Source organism: Streptomyces sp. NPDC018947 (assembly GCF_044390505.1).
GTDB lineage: Bacteria > Actinomycetota > Actinomycetes > Streptomycetales > Streptomycetaceae > Streptomyces.
This window is the reverse complement of sequence record NZ_JBIRZD010000004.1, coordinates 178311-199110: the sequence shown is the minus strand read 5'-3', so window position 1 is coordinate 199110 and position 20800 is coordinate 178311. Positions and strand designations below refer to the sequence as shown.

Annotated in this window: 17 protein-coding genes; 11 read left to right on the top strand and 6 right to left on the bottom strand. The window is 73.6% G+C overall.

Annotated features, from left to right (window positions below; translation table 11 throughout):
• Positions 1 to 27: 27 nt before the first annotated feature.
• Positions 28 to 1383: an aspartate aminotransferase family protein gene (locus ACH499_RS11145; protein ID WP_356202994.1), complete on the bottom strand. Its 1356-nt coding sequence runs from the start codon at positions 1381 to 1383 to the stop codon at positions 28 to 30.
• A gap of 168 nt (positions 1384 to 1551) precedes the next feature.
• Between ACH499_RS11145 and ACH499_RS11140 the strand changes: the two genes are divergently transcribed.
• The 3 genes from ACH499_RS11140 (at position 1552) to ACH499_RS11130 (ending at position 4798) form a co-directional block, all read left to right on the top strand.
• A complete protein-coding gene (locus ACH499_RS11140) occupies positions 1552 to 2163 on the top strand; it encodes a DJ-1/PfpI family protein (RefSeq protein ID WP_356202995.1) in 612 nt (203 codons plus the stop codon).
• On the top strand, positions 2160 to 2624 hold the full coding sequence (locus ACH499_RS11135; protein WP_356202997.1) for a MarR family transcriptional regulator: 465 nt from the start codon (positions 2160 to 2162) through the stop codon (positions 2622 to 2624). The genes ACH499_RS11140 and ACH499_RS11135 overlap by 4 nt, the downstream gene beginning before the upstream one ends.
• 77 nt (positions 2625 to 2701) lie before the next feature.
• Entirely contained in the window at positions 2702 to 4798 is a 2097-nt protein-coding gene (locus ACH499_RS11130; protein WP_399014984.1) for a protein kinase, read from the top strand.
• A 31-nt stretch (positions 4799 to 4829) separates the two neighbouring features.
• Here the strand turns inward: ACH499_RS11130 and ACH499_RS11125 are convergent, their stop codons facing one another.
• On the bottom strand, positions 4830 to 5582 hold the full coding sequence (locus tag ACH499_RS11125; RefSeq protein ID WP_399014982.1) for an SLATT domain-containing protein: 753 nt from the start codon (positions 5580 to 5582) through the stop codon (positions 4830 to 4832).
• Between the two features lie 279 nt (positions 5583 to 5861).
• Between ACH499_RS11125 and ACH499_RS11120 the strand changes: the two genes are divergently transcribed.
• From ACH499_RS11120 to ACH499_RS11090, 7 genes are all read left to right on the top strand, one after another.
• Positions 5862 to 6200 (top strand): YbaB/EbfC family nucleoid-associated protein, encoded by a 339-nt coding sequence (locus tag ACH499_RS11120; protein ID WP_356203002.1) that lies wholly within the window; start codon positions 5862 to 5864, stop codon positions 6198 to 6200.
• 59 nt (positions 6201 to 6259) lie between these two features.
• A complete protein-coding gene (gene recR, locus ACH499_RS11115) occupies positions 6260 to 6859 on the top strand; it encodes a recombination mediator RecR (RefSeq protein ID WP_352148671.1) in 600 nt (199 codons plus the stop codon).
• Complete coding sequence (locus ACH499_RS11110; RefSeq protein ID WP_356203004.1) at positions 6852 to 7511, top strand: DUF5063 domain-containing protein; 660 nt, start codon at positions 6852 to 6854, stop codon at positions 7509 to 7511. Before recR ends, ACH499_RS11110 begins: the two co-directional genes overlap by 8 nt.
• A gap of 370 nt (positions 7512 to 7881) precedes the next feature.
• Positions 7882 to 9159: an aspartate kinase gene (locus ACH499_RS11105; protein ID WP_356203006.1), complete on the top strand. Its 1278-nt coding sequence runs from the start codon at positions 7882 to 7884 to the stop codon at positions 9157 to 9159.
• Complete coding sequence (locus ACH499_RS11100; RefSeq protein ID WP_356203007.1) at positions 9159 to 10235, top strand: aspartate-semialdehyde dehydrogenase; 1077 nt, start codon at positions 9159 to 9161, stop codon at positions 10233 to 10235. The genes ACH499_RS11105 and ACH499_RS11100 overlap by 1 nt, the downstream gene beginning before the upstream one ends.
• 467 nt (positions 10236 to 10702) lie before the next feature.
• Entirely contained in the window at positions 10703 to 11278 is a 576-nt protein-coding gene (locus ACH499_RS11095; protein WP_356203009.1) for a SigE family RNA polymerase sigma factor, read from the top strand.
• A gap of 98 nt (positions 11279 to 11376) precedes the next feature.
• Positions 11377 to 12432: a hypothetical protein gene (locus ACH499_RS11090; protein WP_356203011.1), complete on the top strand. Its 1056-nt coding sequence runs from the start codon at positions 11377 to 11379 to the stop codon at positions 12430 to 12432.
• Positions 12433 to 12481: 49 nt separating this feature from the next.
• On the opposite strand, the gene ACH499_RS11085 is transcribed toward ACH499_RS11090, so the two are convergent.
• On the bottom strand, positions 12482 to 13288 hold the full coding sequence (locus tag ACH499_RS11085; protein WP_399014977.1) for an SURF1 family protein: 807 nt from the start codon (positions 13286 to 13288) through the stop codon (positions 12482 to 12484).
• Between the two features lie 111 nt (positions 13289 to 13399).
• Here ACH499_RS11085 and ACH499_RS11080 point away from each other — a divergent pair, with 111 nt between their 5' ends.
• On the top strand, positions 13400 to 15238 hold the full coding sequence (locus ACH499_RS11080) for a prolyl oligopeptidase family serine peptidase (protein WP_399014975.1): 1839 nt from the start codon (positions 13400 to 13402) through the stop codon (positions 15236 to 15238).
• A 418-nt stretch (positions 15239 to 15656) separates the two neighbouring features.
• Here ACH499_RS11080 and ACH499_RS11075 read toward each other — a convergent pair whose 3' ends face one another.
• From ACH499_RS11075 to argG, 3 genes are all read right to left on the bottom strand, one after another.
• Positions 15657 to 17537: an NAD-binding protein gene (locus tag ACH499_RS11075; protein ID WP_356203133.1), complete on the bottom strand. Its 1881-nt coding sequence runs from the start codon at positions 17535 to 17537 to the stop codon at positions 15657 to 15659.
• A gap of 459 nt (positions 17538 to 17996) precedes the next feature.
• The gene (locus ACH499_RS11070; protein ID WP_399014973.1) at positions 17997 to 19058 is read right to left on the bottom strand and encodes a PucR family transcriptional regulator; all 1062 of its coding nucleotides are present in this window, start codon (positions 19056 to 19058) and stop codon (positions 17997 to 17999) included.
• Between the two features lie 214 nt (positions 19059 to 19272).
• Positions 19273 to 20718 carry an argininosuccinate synthase gene (gene argG / locus ACH499_RS11065; RefSeq protein ID WP_356203017.1) on the bottom strand — a complete coding sequence of 482 codons (1446 nt, stop codon included), beginning with the start codon at positions 20716 to 20718 and terminating at the stop codon, positions 19273 to 19275.
• Positions 20719 to 20800: the final 82 nt, after the last annotated feature.

The following is a 20800-nucleotide window of genomic DNA, read 5'->3' as shown; positions in this document are numbered from 1 at the left end:
AGCGGGGCCCGATCCGAACGGCAGGACCTAGTCCGTGTACTCGTCGGCCACGGACAGCGCGGTGTCCAGGACCGCCAGGCCCTCCTTCAGCTCCGCCTCGCTGATGTTGCACGGCGGCACCACGTGGGTGCGGTTCATGTTGACGAACGGCCACACGCCGTGGGCCTTGGCGGACGCGGCGAAGGCGGCCATCGGGGTGTTGGCCTGCCCGGACGCGTTGTAGGGCACCAGCGGTTCGCGCGTCTCCCGGTTCTTCACCAGCTCCAGCGCCCAGAACATGCCGGTGCCGCGCACCTCGCCGATGCTCGGGTGGCGCTCGGCCAGTTCCCGCAGCGCGGGCCCGACGACCTCCCTGCCGAGCCGGGCCGCGTGCTCGACGACGCCCTCCTCCTCCATCACGTTGATCGTGGCGACGGCGGCGGCGCAGGCCAGCGGGTGCCCGGAGTAGGTCAGTCCGCCGGGGTAGGGGCGCTCGGCGAACGTCTCGGCGATCTTCGCGGAGATCGCGACGCCGCCCAGCGGCACATAGCCCGAGTTCACGCCCTTGGCGAAGGTCATCAGGTCGGGCACGACGTCGTACAGGTCGGCCGCGAACCAGGTGCCGGTGCGGCCGAAGCCGGCCATGACCTCGTCCAGGACCAGGACGATCCCGTACTTGTCGCAGATCTCGCGGACCCCGGCGAGGTAACCGGCGGGCGGCGTCATGATGCCCGCGGTGCCCGGGACGGTCTCCAGGATGACCGCGGCGACGGTGCCCGGTCCCTCGAAGGCGATCGTCGTCTCCAGGTGCTCCAGCGCCCGCGCGCACTCCTGCTCCTCCGTCTCGGCGTAGAAGCGCGAGCGGTAGAGGAAGGGCGCCCAGAAGTGCACGACACCGGCGGTGCCGCTGTCGGAGGCCCAGCGGCGCGGGTCGCCGGTGGCGTTGATCGCCTGCTGGGTGCCGCCGTGGTACGAGCGGTAGGCGGACAGCACCTTGGGGCGGCCGGTGTGCAGGCGGGCCATGCGCAGGGCGTGCTCGACGGCGTCGGCGCCGGCGTTGGTGAAGAAGATCTTGTCCAGGTCGCCGGGCGTCCGCTCGGCGATCAGCCGCGCGGCCTCCGAGCGCGCCTCGACGGCGAACGCGGGCGCGAAGGTCGCCATCTTCGCCGCCTGCTCCTGGATGGCGGCGACGACCTTGGGGTGCTGGTAGCCGATGTTGGTGTAGACGAGTCCGCTGGCGAAGTCGAGGTAGCGCTTGCCGTCGTAGTCCCAGAAGTACGACCCTTCGGCGCCCGCGACGGCGAGCGGGTCGATGAGTTCCTGAGCGGACCAGGAGTGGAAGACGTGCGCGCGGTCCGCGGCCTTCACGGCTGCGCCGGCCTGGGGATGGGGCTGAGGGGTCATGCGGCAGAGGGTAGATGTCCGCGATGCGGAATCGGAATCGGCGTCCTGTCTGTGGTCGCGGACTTTCCACGACAGATTGTCGAAGGCGCCCAGGAGCCCCTGTTTGACAGCATGCTGCGAAAATGACAGCCTTCTGTCATGTAGTCGCGCGTCACCCGAGGAGGAGTCATGAACGGCACCCGCAAGCCCGTCCATCTCGCCGTGTACGACACACTCGCCGACTGGGAGACCGGCCACGCCACGGCGTTCCTGGCCCGCGGCGGGTACGGGATCCGCACCGTCGGACCGACCGCGGCGCCCGTCACGAGCATCGGCGGTCTGCGCGTCCAGCCCGACCTGGAGCTGGCCGGCCTGCGGCCCGAGGACAGCTCCCTGCTGATCCTGCCGGGCGCCGACCTGTGGGACACCGGCGACGACCTGGCCCCCTTCGCCCGCGCCGCCCGCGCCTTCCTGGACGCCGGCGTGCCCGTCGCCGCCATCTGCGGGGCCACCGCCGGCCTCGCCCGCGAGGGCCTGCTCGACGACCGCGCGCACACCAGCGCCGTCTCCTTCTACCTGGCCGCCACCGGCTACGCGGGCGGCGAGCGGTACGTGGAGGCCGACGCGGTCACCGACGGCGGTCTGGTCACCGCCGGTCCCACGGAGCCGGTCGCCTTCGCCCGCGAGGTCCTCGGTCTGCTCGGGGTCTTCGAGGGCGAGGTGCTCGACGCCTGGTACCGGCTGTTCCACGACTCCGACCCGTCCGCCTACGCGGTGCTGGAGAAGGCGGGCGCGGCGTGAGCCGTCGGCGGCAGGACCTGCTCAGCCGCGGCGCGCTCGGGGTCTTCCGGCTCAACGGGCAGTTCCTCGCGGTCGCGGAGGAACTGGCCCGCCCGGCCGGGCTCACCGCCGCCTGGTGGCAGGTGCTCGGCGCGGTGCTGCCCGAGCCGCTGCCCGTCTCCGGCGTCGCCCGGGCCATGGGGATCACCCGGCAGAGCGTGCAGCGCATCGCCGACCTGCTGGTGGAGCGCGGTCTCGCCGAGTACCGGCCCAACCCGGCGCACCGCCGCGCCAAGCTCCTCGCGCCGACCGACGAGGGCCGCGCGGCCGTCTCCCGGATCGGTCCGGGGCACGCGGCCCTCGCCGACCGGCTGGTCCAGGCGTACGGGGGCGAGGAGGAGCTGGCGGCGGCGGTCGAGGTCCTCGAACGGCTCTCGCGCGTCCTGGACGAGCTGGACGGCCCGCCTGTTACGGAACCGTAGACAACGCCCGCGCCCGGCGAGGCCGCCCCGCACTATCCTCGAAACGTTGCTCACGTTCGGGGGGAAGGCGGCGCAACATGCAGAAGCTCGGGGTCGGGGACCCGCAGCACATCGGCGCCTACCGGCTGCTGGGACGGCTCGGTGCGGGCGGCATGGGGCACGTCTACCTCGCCCGGTCGGAGCGGGGGCGCACCGTCGCGGTCAAGCTGGTGCGCGAGGAGCTGGCCGCGCAGGAGGAGTTCCGGCAGCGGTTCCGCCAGGAGGTCGAGTCCGCCCGCCGGGTCGGCGGCTACTGGACGGCGCCCGTGCTGGACGCCGACACCGAGGCCGCGGTGCCGTGGGTCGCCACGGGTTACGTGGCGGGGCCGAGCCTCCAGCAGGTCGTCGGGCACGATCACGGTGCCCTTCCGGAGCGCTCGGTGCGGACGCTGGGGGCCGGGCTCGCGCACGCGCTCCAGGACATCCACGCCGCCGGGATCGTGCACCGCGACCTCAAGCCGTCCAACGTGCTCGTCACGATCGACGGCCCCCGCGTCATCGACTTCGGCATCGCGCGGGCCCTGGAGACGGTGACGGACGGCGGGCTCACCCGCACCGGCGCGCTCGTCGGCTCGCCCGGCTTCATGGCGCCCGAGCAGGTGCGCGGCGACCGGATCACGCCCGCCTGCGACGTCTTCTGCCTCGGCTCCGTCCTCGCCTACGCCGCCACCGGCGACCTGCCCTTCGGCACCGCCAACAGCGGGGTGCACGCGCTGATGTTCCGCATCGCGCAGGAGGAACCCGACCTGGAGCGCCTGCCCGAGGGCATCGCCGACCTGGTCCGCGACTGCCTGCGGAAGGACCCGGCGGCGCGTCCGTCCCTCGCCGAGGTCCTGGAGCGCACGGGCGCCCAGGACACGGTCGCCGACGGCCGCTCCCGCGACCCGTGGCTCCCCGGCGCCCTGGTGGCCCAGCTCGGCCGGCACGCGGTACGCCTCCTGGACACGGAGAACCCGCAGGACGCGGCACCGGGGACACAGGCTCCGGGGGAGACCGCCGCACCGGCCGCACCGGGGGCGGACCGGGCGCCGGGAGCACCGGCGGCCACGGGCCCTACGGCACCGGCGACAGCCCCGGCGCAGGCGGCGGGCCCGGCACCGGGAGCGGTCCCCCAGCCGGGTGCCCCCGCGGCCGGCTCCGCGGATCCCGCGCCCGCACGCCCCGGCAACCAGGCCCCGGCCCCCGCGCACGACCCCGACGAACCGGACGCCGCCCGGCGCGCGGCAGAGCCGAACCCGGGCCCCCCGCCCCCGCGGCAGCCGGGCAGCGGGGCTTACGTGAACCACCTCCCGACACTGATCGCGGGAGGCCCGGGCACCCCCGCACCTCCGTCCGCCCCCAGCCACGCGCCCGGGTACGGCCATCCGCAGCAGCCCCCTCACCAGCCCGCGAACGGATACGCCCCGGCCTGGGTCCAGCAGCCCGGCGCGCAGGGGGCGCCGCCGCAGTACGGGCAGCCGTACGGCGGACTCGGCTCGACCCCGCCCTACGGGCCGCCGCCCGGATCCACTCCGCCGTACGGGCCCCCGCCCTACGGCCCGCCGCAGGAGCCGTCCCGAAGAGGGCGCTCCACCGCGCTGCTGGTCGTCGTCGCCCTGGTCGTGGCGCTCGGCGCCGGCGGTTCCGTCTACGCGCTGATGAGCGGCGGCAAGGACGACGACCGGGCGGGCGGCGACCCGACGCCCGCGCCGACCGCCACCGCCCCGACGACACCGGGCGGCGAGACGGCCGGGCCGGCGCCGACGACCGACGCCGGCGCCTCGCAGAGCCCGACGTCACCGCAGGGCACGATCCCGTCCGGCTACCTGGGCACCTGGTCCACGACCATCGACAACGACTCCGGTGTGCACGGCCGGCAGCTCACCATCCAGCAGGGCGAGGTCGGTGACACGGTGCTGTCCCTCGTGGCCGACGGCCCCGCGGGCAGCGGCACGTACCACTGCGTCTTCGAGGCCGACCTGACCGAGGACCCGGGCAGCGACGGCCCCCTGCGGCTCGGCCCCTCCACGGTGACGACGGGGCCGGCCTCGTCCTGCAAGCCGGGAGAGGCCACGGAGGTCGCCCTCCGGTCCGACGGGACCCTCACCCGCACCAACACCAGCACGGGCGAGACGCTGACCTACACCCGTCAGTGACCCACCCCGCGAGGCCGGGCCCCCCCACCCGTCAGCGGGGCTCCGGCGGCCGCTGGCGCGGCATGTTCGGGCGTGCCCCGTTCGGTGGCACCGCCGGCCTCTGCGTACCGGTGCCCGCCTCGGACCGCGCCGCGCCGCACCCCGCCGACCGCGGCCCCAGCGGCGCCGCCCCCGTGCGGAAGTCGCCCATCCAGTCCGCCGTCTCCGCCCGCACCAGCTCCGTCACGTCCTCGGAGAACCGCCGCAGCACCAGCAGGCACCGCTCGGCCGCCTCGCTCGCCGTCCCGTCCGCCGGCCCCAGCACCTCCCGGACGCTCTCCGACGCCCAGTCGAACTGGAGCGCCTGCAACCGTCGCTGCACCGCCTGCGCCGTCGCCACGTCCCGCATCCACCCGGAGGTCACCCCGAAGTACCGGTCCCCGGCCACGCACGCCACCCCGAGCAGCAGCGCCAGATACCCCCAGGGCGCGGCCCCGCCGACCACCCCGGTCGTGTCCAGTAAGGGGAGCGCCGCCGCGGCGAGCACCCCCGCCGCGGTCCCGCTCCGCAGCAGCCGCGCCGCCCGCCGCTTCCCCGCGCGGTCCGCCAGATACCAGGCCGCCGTCTCCAGCGCACCTCGCTCCACCCACCGGTACAGCTCGTCCAGCCGGTCCGCGGGCAGCGCCCAGTCGCCGAGCGGGAACGCCCGCGCCGTCAGGTCGCCCGGTCGGGGCCCGGCCGCCGCCCCCTCGCCGCGCGGCCCGTCCTGCGACGTCCCCTCGGGCTGCATCTCCGGCTGACCCACCCGGCACTCCCTACTGCTCACCGTCCGTGAAGACCTCGTCGGTGCTCGTGTGACACCCGAGGCTGACGCGCCGGGACCCTTCCTACCGCCCAATGGGTGGCGAAGAAGCGGGTTTCACCTCTTTTCCGCCCGGAAGAGGGCCTTGATCAGGTATAGGGCGCCGGAGCAACTCACTCGAAAGAGTGCTGGGGCGAGGGCCGCCCGGACCACGTAGGCTCGTGCCGAACGGGAAAAGACCCGCCGCGACGGCGCGGTGACAGCGGCGAACAGGAGTTGAACGTGATCCCCGGTGGTGGCCAGCCCAACATGCAGCAGTTGCTCCAGCAGGCCCAGAAGATGCAGCAGGACCTGGCCAAGGCGCAGGAGGAACTGGCGCGGACGGAGGTCGAAGGCCAGGCCGGCGGCGGCCTGGTGAAGGCCACCGTGACCGGCTCCGGCGAGCTGCGCGGCCTCGTGATCGACCCGAAGGCGGTGGACCCGGAGGACACCGAGACCCTCGCGGACCTGGTCGTCGCCGCCGTCCAGGCGGCCAACGAGAACGCGCAGGCGCTCCAGCAGCAGAAGCTCGGTCCGCTCGCCCAGGGCCTGGGCGGCGGCATCCCCGGTCTGCCCTTCTAAGACGGGCCCCGGCCCTCTACCGTACGTAGTGCAGGAACCTCAGGAAGGACGGCAGTCCGTTGTACGAAGGCGTGGTCCAGGACCTCATCGACGAACTCGGGCGGCTGCCCGGCGTCGGTCCCAAGAGCGCGCAGCGGATCGCCTTCCACATCCTCCAGGCGGAACCGACCGACGTCCGGCGTCTCGCCCAGGCCCTCATGGAAGTGAAGGCCAAGGTCCGCTTCTGCGCGACCTGCGGCAACGTCGCGCAGGAGGAGCAGTGCGCCATCTGCCGCGACGCCCGTCGAGATCCTTCCGTCATCTGCGTGGTGGAGGAGCCGAAGGACGTCGTCGCCATCGAGCGCACCCGTGAGTTCCGCGGCCGGTACCACGTGCTGGGCGGCGCGATCAGTCCGATCGACGGAGTCGGCCCCGACGATCTCCGTATCCGTGAACTGCTCGCCCGCCTGGCCGACGGCACGGTCACGGAACTCATCCTGGCCACGGACCCGAATCTGGAGGGCGAGGCCACGGCCACGTATCTCGCCCGCATGATCAAGCCCATGGGCCTCAAGGTCACCCGCCTGGCCAGCGGCCTCCCGGTGGGCGGCGACCTGGAATACGCGGACGAGGTGACCCTCGGCCGCGCCTTCGAGGGGAGACGACTCCTAGATGTCTGACGCCACGCTGCACGCGACCAACCAGAACCCCGACGATTTCGCGGTCCAGATCGCCGACCAGATCGAGAGTTTCCTGGTCGCGGTCACGGAAGTGGCCAAGGGCGACGAGCCGGACTCGGCGGTCCCCTTCCTCCTGCTGGAGGTCTCCCAGCTCATGCTGGCCGGCGGCCGCCTCGGCGCGCACGAGGACATCGTCCCGGACGAGCGCTACGAGCCCGATCCGGGTCCCGAGCTGGACGTGGACGAGCTGCGCGAGAACCTCGCCCGCCTGCTCGAACCGATCGACGTCTACTCCGAGGTCTTCGACCCGTACGAGCCGCGCCGGGCGCCGGTCCCGGCCCGGATCTCCGACGACCTCACCGACGTCATCACCGACCTCCGCCACGGCATGGCCCACTACAAGGCGGGCCGCACCACCGAGGCGCTGTGGTGGTGGCAGTTCTCCTACTTCTCCAACTGGGGTTCCACGGCGTCGGCGAGCCTGCGGGCGCTGCAGTCGGTGGTGGCCCACGTCCGCCTGAACCAGCCCCTGGAGGAACTGGACGGCCTCGACACCGACCAGGACCCCGGCGACGACGCCCTGGAGCGGGAGGCCGGCCGGGTCATGGTCGAGGAGATCGCGGGTCCGCTCGGCCTGCGTCCGGTCAAGTAGCCGTCGCACCGGCGGCGGCCGCGCGCGGGTCCCGCGCGATCCGCCCGTGGCGGGGCCGCCGCGCGCCGGGTCCGGCACCCGCGGCGGACGGGGCGCGTGCGGACGCCCGGAGTGGGCGGCCGTGCGACCGGACGTACCGAAAGGGCGCCGTGAGCGTGCGGGGGACGCCGGCCGGGGGCACCTTGTGAACGTGTGACTCACGGCACTTTCCCGAGTGGGCCGCCGCCGCCTGGGCATGAGCCTGCCTGGACGGGCCCCGAGGTCTCACCATGCGATACCGCAGGGGGGAATTTCGGACGCTCGATAGAATGTGCCGACCGCAGTACATGTACGTACGTGCGGAAAGAGACGGATTGAGCGAGGAGCGCACGTGGGCCTTGTCGTGCAGAAGTACGGAGGCTCCTCCGTAGCCGATGCCGAAGGCATCAAGCGCGTCGCCAAGCGGATCGTGGAAGCGAAGCAGAACGGCAACCAGGTGGTCGCCGTAGTTTCCGCGATGGGCGACACGACGGACGAGCTGATCGATCTCGCCGAGCAGGTTTCCCCGATGCCTGCCGGGCGCGAGCTCGACATGCTGCTGACCGCCGGAGAGCGTATCTCCATGGCCCTGCTGGCCATGGCGATCAAAAACCTGGGCCACGAGGCCCAGTCGTTCACGGGCAGCCAGGCAGGTGTCATCACCGACTCGGTCCACAACAAAGCGCGGATCATCGACGTCACGCCGGGCCGCATCCGCACCTCGGTGGACGAGGGCAACATCGCCATCGTGGCCGGCTTCCAGGGCGTCAGCCAGGACAGCAAGGACATCACCACGCTGGGCCGGGGCGGCTCCGACACCACGGCCGTGGCCCTCGCCGCCGCGCTCGACGCGGACGTCTGCGAGATCTACACCGACGTCGACGGCGTCTTCACCGCCGACCCGCGCGTGGTGAAGAAGGCGAAGAAGATCGACTGGATCTCCTTCGAGGACATGCTGGAGCTCGCGGCCTCCGGTTCCAAGGTGCTCCTCCACCGCTGTGTGGAGTACGCCCGCCGGTACGACATCCCGATCCACGTGCGGTCCAGCTTCAGCGGACTCCAGGGCACGTGGGTCAGCAGCGAGCCGATCAAGCAAGGGGAAAAGCAGGTGGAGCAGGCCCTCATCTCCGGAGTCGCGCACGACACCTCGGAGGCCAAGATCACGGTCGTCGGCGTGCCGGACAAGCCGGGCGAGGCGGCCGCGATCTTCCGGGCGATCGCCGACGCCCAGGTCAACATCGACATGGTCGTGCAGAACGTGTCCGCCGCCTCCACGGGCCTGACGGACATCTCCTTCACCCTCCCGAAGTCCGAGGGTCGCAAGGCCATCGACGCGCTGGAGAAGAACCGTCCCGGCATCGGCTTCGACTCGCTGCGCTACGACGACCAGATCGGCAAGATCTCCCTCGTCGGCGCGGGCATGAAGACCAACCCGGGCGTCACCGCGGACTTCTTCACCGCGCTCTCCAACGCCGGGGTCAACATCGAGCTGATCTCGACATCCGAGATCCGCATCTCGGTCGTCACCCGCAAGGACGACGTCAACGAGGCCGTGGCCGCCGTGCACACCGCCTTCGGCCTGGACTCCGACAGCGACGAGGCCGTCGTCTACGGAGGCACCGGGCGCTGATGTCCGACATCCCGGGCGCCGGGCGCACCGGACGGCCGTCGCTGGCCGTCGTCGGAGCGACCGGCGCCGTCGGCTCGGTGATGCTCCAGATCCTGTCCCAGCACGCGGACATCTGGGGTGACATCCGTCTGATCGCCTCGCCCCGTTCGGCCGGCCGCAAGCTGGCCGTGCGCGGCGAGGAGGTCGAGGTGACCGCTCTCACCGAGGAAGCCTTCGACGGGATCGACGTCGCCATGTTCGACGTGCCCGACGAGGTCGCCGCCCAGTGGGCGCCCGTCGCCGCCGCCAAGGGCGTGGTGGTGGTCGACAACTCCGGCGCGTTCCGGATGGACCCGGACGTGCCGCTCGTCGTGCCCGAGGTCAATCCCCACGCCGCGCGGATCCGGCCGCGCGGCATCGTCGCCAACCCCAACTGCACGACGCTGTCCATGATCGTCGCGCTGGGCGCGCTGCACGCCGAGTTCGGGCTGCGCGAGCTGGTCGTCTCCTCGTACCAGGCGGTGAGCGGTGCCGGCCGGGACGGCGTCGACACGCTGCGCCGGCAACTGTCCCTGGTCGCCGGCACCGAGCTGGGGACCCACCCCGGCGACGTGCGGCGGGCCGTCGGCGACGACACGGGCCCCTTCCCCGGGCCCGTCGCGCTGAACGTCGTGCCCTGGGCCGGATCGCTGCGCGAGGACGGCTGGTCGTCGGAGGAGATGAAGGTCCGGGACGAGTCCCGCAAGATCCTCGGACTGCCCCAGCTCCCGGTCGCGGTCACCTGCGTCCGGGTCCCCGTCGTCACGACGCACTCCCTGACCGTGCACGCCCGCTTCGAGAGCGAGGTCACCGTCGACAAGGCCCGGGAGATCCTCGCCACCGCGCCCGGCGTCGTCCTCTTCGACAACCCGGCCGCCGGTGAATTCCCCACCCCCGCCGACGTGGTCGGCACCGACCCGACCTGGGTCGGCCGGGTCCGGCGGGCGCTGGACGACCCGACGGCGCTCGAACTGTTCGTGTGCGGCGACAATGTGCGCAAGGGTGCCGCGCTCAACACGGCGCAGATCGCCGAGCTGGTGGCGGCCGAGCTGAGCTGAACGGCGATCAGCAGGAAAACAACCACCGGCCGCCGGGGATTCGTTTGTAGGATCCGTCGACGAGATGTGATCCGGAAGTAGTTCCGGATCACTTGTACCCGGCGCCCGAAGCATCAGAGGATTTCCTCCCCGCCCTTCGCAACCGAGCGAAGAGCGGGGAGCGTCTTTGCGGTCACCCCTCGGGGCGCGGGACGGGGTCGGCGTGGGGACGCCGAGGACGGTCGCGGGGACGGCCGTTCACATGGGACATAGGGGAAGAGCGGGACCATGAGGGCCTATGAGGCACCGTCAGCCGAGATGCTGCCCGGCAGACACGCGAACGTGACGGCCGGCACGTACAACCCTCGCGGGGGTCGACGTGTCCAACTGGCGTGGCAGAGGTACTCGAATTCACCGCGGCACCACGTGGCCCCGCTGTGCGGCCCGCCCGGACCGTCCGTCCCCGTGCGGCCGGCGCGGCCGGTGGCATGCCGGTGATCGCGCCGATGCCCGCAGCGCGGCCGGCCCGCATCTCCGACCAGCGCGACGGCGCGGACGACGTCGTGGCGGCGGGTACCACCGTCGACCACCTCACCGAGACCTACCGCGCCCACTACCGGTCGCTGCTCGGTCTCGCCGCCCTCCTCCTCGACGACACCGCCTCCTGCGAGGACGTCGTCCAGGAGGCGTTCATCCGGGTCCACTCGGCGCGCAAACGCGTCCGTGACCCCGAGAAGACGCTGGCCTACCTGCGGCAGACCGTCGTCAACCTCTCCCGCTCGGCACTGCGCCGCCGCATCCTCGGTCTCAAGCTGCTCTCCAAGCCCATGCCGGACATGGCGAGCGCGGAGGAAGGCGCGTACGACCAGCTCGAACGCGACTCCCTCATCAAGGCGATGAAGGGACTCCAGCGCCGCCAGCGCGAAGTCCTGGTCCTGCGCTACTTCGCCGACATGACCGAGGCTCAGGTCGCCGAGACCCTCGGCATATCGCTGGGCTCGGTCAAGGCCTACGGATCACGCGGCATAGCGGCGCTCAGGGTGGCCATGGAGGCGCCGGCATGAGCGACGGCAACGAGGCACGGCGCGACGCCCGCGAGGGCGACGGGCCTGCCGGGCCGACCGGGCAAGAGCCGAAGCACACGCACGCTGGGAACGGAACTGTGAATCACGGCCCCGCCGACAAGGGCCCCGGCGCCGACGAGCCCGCCGGTCTCGCCCCCGACGAGCTGGCACTGCGCAACCTGCTGCACAGTGCCGTCCAGGACATGGAGCCGAGCGACGGCACCCTGGAGCACCTACGCCGGGCGGTGCCGGCCCGCCGGGCCCGCAAACGCCAGGCCGCCGTCGGCATGGCCGCCGCCGCCCTGTTCCTCGGCACGGCGATCCCCGCCCTCGTCCACGTCACCGGCGCCGCGGGCCCCGGCGCCGACCCGTCCGTGGCCGGCAACGCCTCGCAGGCACAGGGCGGCGCGACCGAGGGCAAGGACCCCGCCGGCGGCCAGAGCGGCGTCGCCGGCTCCTCCGGCACGACCGAGGACGAGGCCACCACCGCGCCCCAGGAGACGCCCCAGGAGGAGGCGACCGGCTCCGCCACGGGCTCGGCCACCGGCACCGGGCCCTCCGCCAGCGCGGCCGCCGAACTGCCCCTGTGCACGTCGGCGCAGCTCGGCCCGGCCGTGGCGAGCAGCGCCGCCCCCGACTCCGCCGGCGCCGTCTACGGCACCTTCCGCGTCACCAACGTCTCGGCGGAGAGCTGTACCGTCGCCGGGCCCGGCAGCGTGGGCGTCACCCCGCAGGGCGCGGCGGACGCCGCCAGGATCGGCACGGCCCGGCACGTCGCCGGGGACGCCGCCGCCGCGCTGCCCGACCCGTCGCTGGAGTCCGCCTCGCCGACGCTGGCGTCGGGCGCCGCGTACGAGGTGGAGTTCGCCTGGGTGCCCTCGGAGACCTGCCCCACCACCGGAGGCACCCCCGGAGGCAGCACCGGCGCCCCCTCGCCCGAGCCGACGCCCAGTGAGGAGACGCCCGCCACGGAAGGCGCCTCGGCCGGCTCGGACACCGGCACGACGACCCAGCTCGTCACCGCGGACGGCCCGGCCGACGGGAGCGTGACGGTGACCTACACCCCCGAGGGCGGCTCCGGCTCGGCCACGGTCACGGTGTCCAACGCGTGCGCCGGGACCGTGTACTGGACGGGAGTGCTGGCGGGGCGGTGACCCGCGTGCGGACCGGCGCCCGGTGCGGTGCCGGCCGCCCCGTGCGGGCTCAGACGCCGGTGGGGCTCGGCTCGGCGTCCTCGCCGGCGGCCGGGACCAGGCCCAGTTCCTCGTCGCGGGCCAGCTCCACCTCGCGGCGCAGCAGCCGGAACCACATGAAGACCACGAAGCCCACGAAGGCGAACCACTCGGCGGTGTAGCCGAGGTTCTGGAACGCCTTCAGGTCCAGCCCGGTGTTCTGCGGCGCGCTCACCGGCACCGCCCGCATCCCCGAGTCGCCCTCGTTGAGCGTGACCCAGGCGTCGTACACGTCGTACGGCACCAGGTTGAGCAGCGACGCCGCGCTGATCGCGCCGGTCTGGCCCTCGGGCCAGCCGGAGCGGGCGGTGACGCCGTTGTCGCCGGGCGTCTCGGAGGCCTGGAGCGCGCCGGTGACGGTGACCTCGCCGGCGGGCGGGGCCGGGGCCTTCGCCGGGTCGGGGGAGCCCGGCAGCCAGCCCCGGACCACGGGCAGGGCCCGGCCGGAGTCGGTGCGCAGCAGCGTGAGGACGTAGTAGCCCGGGCGGTCGTCCAGCTCCCGGTCCGGGACGAGCAGCTGCTCGCCGTACCGTCCGCTCACGGTGGTCTGCTTGCCGACCGTCGCCTTGTCGACGGGCAGCAGTTCCTCCAGCGGGCGGGCCGCCTCGTGCCGGGCCGTCTCGGCCTGGGTGGTGGCGGTGTTGTGGTCCTGCACCCGGTCCTCGAACCGGCCGAGCTGCCAGGACCCCATGAAGATGCAGAAGGGGACGGCGAGCACGACGAAGATGTTGATTCCCCACCATCGGGGGGTCAGCAGAAACCGGTACACGCCCTCCACGGTACGGGGCGCCTGCCGCCGCCCCGCCCGCGGGGCCGGGGACGGGCGGAGTTTTCCACAGGCTGGGGATCCGGTCCGCGCGCTGTCGGTGCGGCGGGGCACTATGGGGCCATGACTGAGAGCAACGGGTCCGTGTCACCGGATCAGCAGGGCACGCCGGGCGTGCGGGAACAGGGCGAGATGCCGGACTGGGAGAAGCGGTTCCGGGCGCCGCGGGTGTCGCTGCCCGACTGGGCCGAGGACGCCCCGGACCGCTCCCTGTTCGTGTCGAACGCGACGGGGACCTACGAGCTGTACGCCTGGGACCGGGCGACCGGCGCGCAGCGCCAGGCAACGGACCGGCCCAACGGCACCACGGACGGCGTGCTCTCCCCGGACGGCGCGTGGATCTGGTGGTTCGACGACAAGGACGGCGACGAGTTCGGCGTCTGGCGCCGCCAGGCCTTCGAGGGAGGCGAGGACGAGGCGGCGGTGCCCGGCCTCGACCCCTCCTATCCGGCGGGCCTCGCCCTCGGCCGGGACGGGCGGACCGCGGTGATCGGCCGCTCGACCGACGAGGACGGTACGACGATCCACCTCGCGCGGGCCGGCGACGCCCCCGTGGAGATCTACCGCCACCGCGAGTCCGCGGGCGTCGGCGACCTCTCCCACGACGGCACGCTGATCGCCGTCGAGCACACCGAGCACGGCGACGCCATGCACTCGGCGCTGCGCGTGCTGCGCCCCGACGGCACGACGGTCGCCGAGCTGGACGACACCGAGGGCGGCGAGAAGGAGCTGGGCCTGGAGGTGCTGGGCTTCGCCCCCGTGGACGGCGACACGCGGCTGCTCATCGGCCACCAGCGCCGGGGGCGCTGGGAGCCGCTGGTGTGGGACGTGGCGACGGGCGAGCAGACGGACCTCGCCCTGGAGCTGCCGGGCGACGTGAGCGCCGAGTGGTATCCGGACGGCAGCGGCCTGCTGGTCGTGCACGACTTCGAGGCCCGCGGCGAACTCTTCCGGTACGACCTGGCGGAGCGCGAGCTGGTGGAGATCCCCACCCCGCCCGGCACGGTGTCCGGGGCGACGGCTCGGCCCGACGGCAGTGTGGAGTACCTGTGGTCCTCGGCCGCCGAACCGCCGGCGGTGCGCTCGACCAGCGGCCGCGTGGTGCTCGACCCGCCCGGCATGAAGTCGCCCGGCTCGGTCCCGGTGGAGGACGTGTGGGTGGAGGGCCCCGGCGGCCGCATCCACGCCCTGGTGCAGAAGCCGGCGGGCGCGAAGGGACCACTCCCGACCGTCTTCGACATCCACGGCGGGCCGACCTGGCACGACAGCGACTCCTTCGCCGCGGGCCCGGCGGCCTGGGTCGACCACGGGTACGCCGTGGTCCGCGTCAACTACCGCGGCTCGACCGGGTACGGCCGCGCCTGGACCGACGCCCTCAAGCACCGGGTCGGTCTGATCGAGCTGGAGGACATCGCGGCGGTGCGCGAGTGGGCGGTCTCCTCGGGGCTCGCCGACCCGGCCCGGCTGATCCTCACCGGCGGCTCCTGGGGCGGCTACCTCACCCTCCTCGGCCTCGGCACCCAGCCCGAGGCGTGGGCCCTGGGCATCGCCGCCGTCCCCGTCGCCGACTACGTCACCGCGTACCACGACGAGATGGAGGCGCTGAAGGCCATGGACCGCACGCTGCTCGGCGGCACCCCCGAGGAGGTGCCCGAGCGCTTCGAGGCGTCCTCGCCGCTGACCTACGTCGACGATGTCAAGGCCCCGGTCTACATCTCGGCCGGCGTCAACGACCCGCGCTGCCCGATCCGCCAGATCGAGAACTACGTCAAGCGCCTGGAGGCCCGCGGCGCCGTCCACGAGGTCTACCGCTACGACGCCGGCCACGGCTCCCTGGTGGTCGACGAACGCATCAAGCAGATCCGCCTGGAACTGGACTTCGCCCAGAGGTACCTGCCGTAACCCCACGAGAGCGCCCGCCCCACCGCGGGCGCGCCTCCCCGCCGCGGGCTGCCGCGCTCCGCCCAGCCGTCCCCAGCCGCGGGCTGCCCTGTCCGCCCCAGCCGCGGGCTGCCGCGTCGCACCCGGCCCGGGGTCACGCCCCGCTCAGCCGCGGGCTGCCCTGTCCGCCCCAGCCGCGGGCAGTCGTGCCGCTGGGGCGGCACGGGTGGGCGCGGCGGCACCCCGCAAGCGCGGGGCAAGCGCACTGGGCCCCCGGGGCCCGACGGCACCTCGGAAGCGCGGGGCAAGCGCACCCACCCCCGTGGCCGACGGCGCCTCGCAAGCGTGGGGCAAGCACACGTGTCCCCCCGTGGCCGACGGCACCCGGCAAGCACAGGCCACGCGCACGCACCCCCGGCGGGCCACCGCCCCGCCCCCGCTACGTCGCGGACGCCTGCCGCGCCCGCCGCCCCAGCAGCTCCGCCAGCCCCCGCCGAGTCGCCGCCAGCACCACCCGGTCCTCAGCCCGCAGGACATACGTCTCGGGCAGCTCCCACACCAACCGGGACTCCCGGCCCCCCTGCGCACCGGGAGCACCCTCCCGCTCCCCGCCGGAGACCTCCAGCGCCAGCACCCGCCACGCCCCCGCACGGAACGCGTCCTTGACCGTCCGCCCCTCCAGCTGCGGATGCCCCGCCACCCGCACCGCCGCGAACAGCAGCACCCGCCGCTCGACGGGAATCGCGCCCACGATCTGCCGGCCCATCATCGCCCCGGCGAACGCGGGCGCGGCCAGATGCGTCACACTGCGGCTCCGCGTCAGCGCCGACGGGTGCGCGGCGCGCAGGGTGCGGTACACGGCGGTCGCGAAGTCGTCGTCGTACAGGCGCAGCACCACCCGCAGATCGGGCCGCACGGACCGCCCGTACAGCACTGCCTCCAGGTTCGTCGTGTCGACGCTCGTCAGCGCGAGCAGCGAGTGCGCCCGGTGGATCTTGGCCGCCTCCAGGACGCCCTCCTGCGTGACGTCCCCGAGCACCACCGGCACCCGCAGCCGCCGAGCGGTGGCGATGCCGCGCGCCTCGGGGTCGCCCTCGACGCACACGACGGGGATGTCCATCTCCCGCAGCCGGGTCAGCACCCGCGTGCCGATCTTGCCGAGACCGAGCAGGACGACGTGACCGCCGAGCCCGCGTGCGGGCTTGCGCAGCGACGAGGCGCTGCGGAAGGTCCCGAGGGCCTCCAGCACCGCCGCGAGCAGCACCGGCAGCAGCAGTAACCCGACGAAGCCGGAGAGGAGTTGCAGGACCTGACGGCCGTCGTCGTTGTTGTGCGCGGGCTCGTTGATGGCGAACAGGTCGAGGAGCGTCACGTACGTCGCGTGCAGCGGATGGTCCCCGGTGACCACCATCAGCGCGACGGCGAGCGCGACCACACAGGCGCCGAGTCCCGCCAGCGACCACCGCAGCCGCCGCGAGAACAGGGAGCCGAAGGGCGGCACGGCGGCGCGCACCACGGGCAGCGGCGGACCGGAGTACGACACCTGCTCCAGCACGACGGTGCCGCGCCCGGTGGCCGCCTCCACCGCCGCCGCGTCGGGCAGGAGCTGCGGTGCCTGTTCGCCGCTGCCCTCCGAACCGTCCGAGCCAGCCGGGTCGTTGCTGGTCGCCGAGAGCAGCGCGAGGGTGCACAGACCGGGGTCGGCCACCTCGCCGGGGCGGGGCGGCTGCCGTTCCACCGCGCGCAGCAGCAGCCCGTCGGTCTCCACGATCTTGCTGGTGCCGACCAGCGCGGTCGCCGCGAGGGCGGGCGCGGCCGTGTCGGCGTCGGAGAGCACGGTGGTCGACGCCTCGACCCCGTCCGGCCCGGGCTGCCGTCCGCCGCCGGCGAGCGCGGCGCTCTGGTCGAGAAGGGCCGCGATGTGCTGGCCCAGCCGCCGGTTGTACAGGCGCAGCACCAGGCGCAGGCGCGGGTTGAGCCGGCGGGCGGTCAGCGCGGCGCGGATGTTGGTCTCGTCGTCGTCGTAGACGAGGGCGAGGGCGGCGGCCCGGTCCACCCCGGCCTCCGCCAGCACGTCCTCGGTCGGCTCGGCGGCCTCCAGCTCCCGGTCGGCCACGGCCCCTTCGCCGGCGCCGGAGCGGTTGACGGCCGCGTTGACCATGTCCAGCAGGGCCGCCGATGCCGCGCGGGCCCGCCCGACGACCGGCTGGCGCACCCGGCGCCCGGAGGCCGGGACGACGAGTGTGACCTGTTCGCGGTAGACGCCGCGCAGTTCGGCGGCCAGCCGGTGCGCCAGTCCGTCGTCGCCGCACACCACCATGTGCGCGTACGCGTCGCCCTGCCCGGCCTGGTTCGGAACGCTCCCCGTATGAGTCCCCATTTGAGAAAGGACAGTACCGCCGGGCGGTGCGGTTCCGGGTGCCGCCCAGGCGGTGCGGGAGAGCCGGGGAGCGGCATGGAAGACGCGCGAATATTGCCGGAATCCGGCAATGACCGGTCCCGGGTCCCCATGTGACGATTCGTCTCGCCGGAGCTCAGCGACGGGCGGGAGGGGGCGGCACGAACGGCCTGTTTCTCGGACCGGGCACCACGGGGGTCGTGCCGCTCGCCCTGTCGCCGGCTTCGGCGGACCGCCGGAAGGCGTCCTGGAGGGGGGTGGCCGTCGCCGCCGGCCGTCGCCGGGTCCACGGCGGCGGCCGGCTTCGGCGGGACCGTCGCCCCGGGGGGCCGGACCGGTACCGCGGGCGCCGCCGTCGCACCGGCGGGCGCCCAGCCCCGCTCAGATCTCCTGGGCCGGCCAGCCCAGCAGCCGGGCCCCGATGACCGCGGTCTGCAGGGTGTAGCGGTGCACGGGGTCGGCGGGGTTGGCGCCGGTCAGGTGGTGGATGCGCTCCAGCCGGTAGGTGAGAGCCCGCACGCTGAGCGCCAGCCGCCGGGCCGCCTCGGCCGCGGTGCACCCCGCGTCGAAGTAGGACTCCAGGGTCCGCAGCAGCGGCTCGGCACCGCCCCGGGCGTCGCGCAGCGGACCCAGCACGCTGAGCACGAGGTCGGCCATGGCCTGCCGGTCGCGGGTGAGCACCGGGTAGACCAGCAGGTCGGCGGCGCGCACCACGGGCTCGTCGAGTTCGAGGCGGTCGGCGAGTTCGAGGGTGCTCAGCGCCTCCTCGTAGCTGTGGACCACGCCGCCCGCGCCGGTCTGGGGCCGGCCGACGGCGACGCGGCTGCCCTCCGTGGCGGCGTAGGCCTGCTTGGCGAAGTAGGCGAGGACGTCGTCCTGGTCGCCGGGCGCGATGCAGATGAGCTGGCCGTTCTTGGTGGCGATCAGGATGCGCCGGTCGCCGAAGCGGGAGATGAGCGCGGTCTCCACGCGCCGGGTGACCGGGGAGGTGTCGTCGTACGCCTCGGGCCCCTGCGCCACGGCCACGGCGTGGGCCCGGGAGAGCACCAGCCCGAACCGCTCCGCCCGCTCGGCGAGGCGCCCGAGGTCGCTGCGCCCGTACAGCAGGTCGTCGATGAACTCCCGCCGTGCGGCCTCCTCCTGCCGTACGGCGTGGCGCTGGGCGCGTTCGTACCCCTCGGCGAAGGCGTCCACGGCCTGGCCGACGGCGGCGAGCACGCTGTCGGCCGTGCCCGCGTCGCCCGCTTCGGCGGGCCAGTGGGCGCGGGTGGCGTCCAGGTGTCCGCGGACGAGCGAGCGCAGGGTGTGGCCCTGTTCCGCGGCCCGTTCGCCGAGGTGCCGCCGTTCCTCCAGCTCGTCGCGGTTGAGCCGGCGTCCGGTGCCGGCGACCTGCGCGAGTATCTCGGCGTACCCGGCCAGGTACGCGTCCTGCGGTTCCCCCACTGCGTGCCTCCCCTGCCGTGCGCGCCGGGTGGCGGTGCACGGCAACGAAAGGCTAGTCAAGGCTGCCGGGAACCGGAAACGCGGGTGGGGCCCTGCTCTGGTAGGGCCGCCGAGGCCGTGCTCCCCGGTGAGCCTCCGTTCCGTGCGCGGGCGACGACGAGGGGCCGGTGCCACGCCTCGTCGGCGTCGCACCGGCCCCTCGGCCCGCGGTCGGTCAGTCCGTGCCGGATTCCATCGCGGCGCGGTCCAGCGCCTCGTCCTCGCCGGAGACCTCGCCCCGCGAGGCGATGGCCTCGGCGCCGCCCTCCGGCATGGCGCCGATCAGGCCGGTCGCCGCCGCCTGGGCCGCACCGATGGCGGGACCGCCGGCGCCGATCAGGCCGAGTCCGGCGTACTGCTCCAGCTTGGCGCGTGAGTCGGCGATGTCGAGGTTGCGCATGGTGAGCTGGCCGATCCGGTCCACCGGGCCGAACGCGGAGTCCTCGGTCCGCTCCATCGACAGCTTGTCCGGGTGGTAGCTGAACGCGGGGCCCGTCGTGTCGAGGATCGAGTAGTCCTCACCGCGCCGCAGCCGCAGGGTGACCTCGCCGGTGACGGCCGAGCCGACCCAGCGCTGGAGCGACTCGCGGATCATCAGCGCCTGCGGGTCCAGCCAGCGGCCCTCGTACATCAGCCGGCCGAGTCGCCGGCCCTCGGTGTGGTACTGGGCGAGGGTGTCCTCGTTGTGGATCGCGTTGACCAGCCGCTCGTACGCGGCGTGCAGCAGGGCCATGCCCGGCGCCTCGTAGATGCCGCGGCTCTTGGCCTCGATGATCCGGTTCTCGATCTGGTCGGACATGCCCATGCCGTGCCGGCCGCCGATGGCGTTGGCCTCCATGACCAGGTCGACGGCGGAGGCGAACTCCTTGCCGTTGACCGACACCGGGCGCCCCTGGTCGAAGCCGATGGTGACGTCCTCGGTGGCGATCTCGACCGACGGGTCCCAGAACCGCACGCCCATGATGGGCTCCACGGTCTCCACGCCGGTGTCGAGGTGCTCCAGCGTCTTGGCCTCGTGGGTGGCGCCCCAGATGTTGGCGTCGGTGGAGTACGCCTTCTCCGTGCTGTCCCGGTAGGGCAGGCCGTGGGCGAGCAGCCACTCCGACATCTCCTTGCGCCCGCCCAGCTCGGTCACGAAGTCCGCGTCCAGCCACGGCTTGTAGATCCGCAGGTGCGGGTTGGCGAGCAGGCCGTAGCGGTAGAACCGCTCGATGTCGTTGCCCTTGAACGTCGAGCCGTCGCCCCAGATCTGGACGTCGTCCTCGAGCATCGCCCGGACCAGCAGCGTGCCGGTGACGGCACGGCCGAGCGGGGTGGTGTTGAAGTACACCCGCCCGCCCGAGCGGATGTGGAACGCGCCGCAGGTCAGCGCGGCCAGCCCCTCCTCGACCAGCGCCGCACGGCAGTCGACCAGGCGCGCGATCTCGGCGCCGTAGGTCTTGGCGCGGCCGGGCACCGAGGCGATGTCGGGCTCGTCGTACTGACCGATGTCAGCGGTGTAGGTGCACGGCACGGCGCCCTTGTCGCGCATCCACGCGACCGCGACGGAGGTGTCGAGGCCGCCGGAGAAGGCGATACCGACGCGCTCACCGGTGGGCAGGGAGGTGAGGACTTTGGACATGGCAATATTATGCATCACCTCGCATGGTCATGCAATGCCGACTTTCCGGGGGCCGCCTCCGCCAGGCTCCGCGGTACCCCGT